At 47.6% G+C, this 1,633-nt stretch carries 3 protein-coding genes; all 3 read right to left on the bottom strand.

Annotated elements, in window-relative coordinates; translation table 11 throughout:
• Positions 1 to 323, bottom strand: a 323-nt coding sequence (locus LG003_RS22845; RefSeq protein ID WP_262981742.1) for a head decoration protein, incomplete at its 3' end; no start/stop codon positions are given.
• A complete protein-coding gene (locus LG003_RS22840) occupies positions 323 to 904 on the bottom strand; it encodes a hypothetical protein (protein WP_262981741.1) in 582 nt (193 codons plus the stop codon). The genes LG003_RS22840 and LG003_RS22845, both read right to left, overlap by 1 nt.
• 27 nt (positions 905 to 931) lie before the next feature.
• The coding region (locus LG003_RS22835) for a S49 family peptidase (protein WP_262981740.1) at positions 932 to 1,633 on the bottom strand (702 nt) is incomplete at its 5' end.

Below are 1,633 nucleotides of genomic sequence, written 5' to 3'. Positions count from 1 at the left end.
CAGCTTTTATCGAATATCAGGCGATTTTGGTTAAACTCGCCGAGCAGATACACCCCGCATGACTTGGATTCTGTTGTTGTATCAACATCATCAGCGAGAATAGCAATAGGTTTCTCTCTGCCGTCTGTCGATGTCTTAACGCTCAAGGCATATTCTTTTAATTCAGTGATAAGCCCTAACACCGTACCCCGTTTCAATAACCCTACTTTTGCAATAGTTACTGTATCTGTAACAAGTTGAAGCGGGCCAGACACTAACTGATCGGGAACGAACATTGTTGATGTCATACCCGGCGCAAAGGGGTTTTGTCCAATCTGTTCCATTATTTTTTACCTTTTGCTGAGTTGTAGAGACGGGTCGCATTAGCAACAAGGGCCTCGACAGAACCCCGTGCGGGCTGACTAGCGTCAGGTCCCAGTCTGACTTGCTGTGCCTGTTGCATACGCTCATCTAATGAAGCGCGGCGTGAAACGGGTGCTGATCCCGTTAATGCTAAAGTGCTGATAGCTTCACGTGCCGACATTTGAGTATTGAACGCCAGATGGGCGGCCATGTCCGGCCTGCCCGCAGCGTGCTTACTGCCGAAAATAGCGGCGCAACGCTTACGTTCGGCGCGACGACCTTCTTTTTTATCGTCATTATCTGCGGCATTTTCATCATCGTCATCAGCACGACGAGACTTAGCCTTTTTCCCTTTTTTAGATGATTTATCTTCATCATCTTGGTCATCGTCATCTTCCTCAGCGTCAGTGTCATCTTCATCCTCATCAGCCTTGGTATCGTCATCCTCATCTTCGGCGTCTTCGTCGTCGCGGTCCTCTTCTTCAGCACGACGGGATTTCGCTTTTTTGCTTTTTTCTTTGTCGTCATCATCTTCCGACGCTGACTTTTTGAGACCCAACAAGTGGGCGAATTTTAAACTAGCCATCTATTAAGCTCCTGATTCACTCAGTAATTTTCGGAATGCAGCATCGGGCGTGATAACCTCGTCAGCTAATCCCAGACCAACACCCTCGTTAGCTAAAAAGCATGCCGCTTGAGTGTTACGAATCGTTTTTTCAGAAATGCCCCGATTGCGGGCAACCGTACTCACGAACAGTTTTCCCATCGTGTCTACATCATCTTGTATTGCACCACGAGCCTGATCAGTTAGCGGCACATAAGGGTTACTTTCCGCTTTTCGGTCTCCGTATGTGATGATCGTTACTTGTAACCCGTCCTCTTTAATCCGCTGTGACCAGTCACAATGAATGACTATCACTCCTATTGAACCGACTCCACCGGTACGCGGGACATAGATTTTGTCAGCAGCACTGGCTAGTGCATAAGCAGCGGAATATGCGTTTTCTGTCAAAATAGCGTGAATCGGCTTCGTCCCTCGTGCCGCGTAAATTTCATCTACCAAATCAAAACAGCCCGCAACTTCGCCACCTGGGGAATCAATATCTAAGCAAATTCCTGTTACTTCGGGATCATAAAGCGCGGTAAGAAAAGATTGCCTGATGCCATCATATCCAGTCATGCCACTGTACGGACGTAGAGAACCCAATTTTTGCACGAGTGTTCCCTGTATCGGGACAACCGCTATCCCTTCTACCACGTCATAACCAACATCATTATTTCCAGGCCGTGA

The organism is Photorhabdus kleinii, assembly GCF_025384885.1.
Taxonomy (GTDB): Bacteria; Pseudomonadota; Gammaproteobacteria; order Enterobacterales; family Enterobacteriaceae; genus Photorhabdus; species Photorhabdus kayaii.
Note: the sequence above shows the minus strand (reverse complement) of the source record. Positions and strands in the feature narration are given on the sequence as shown.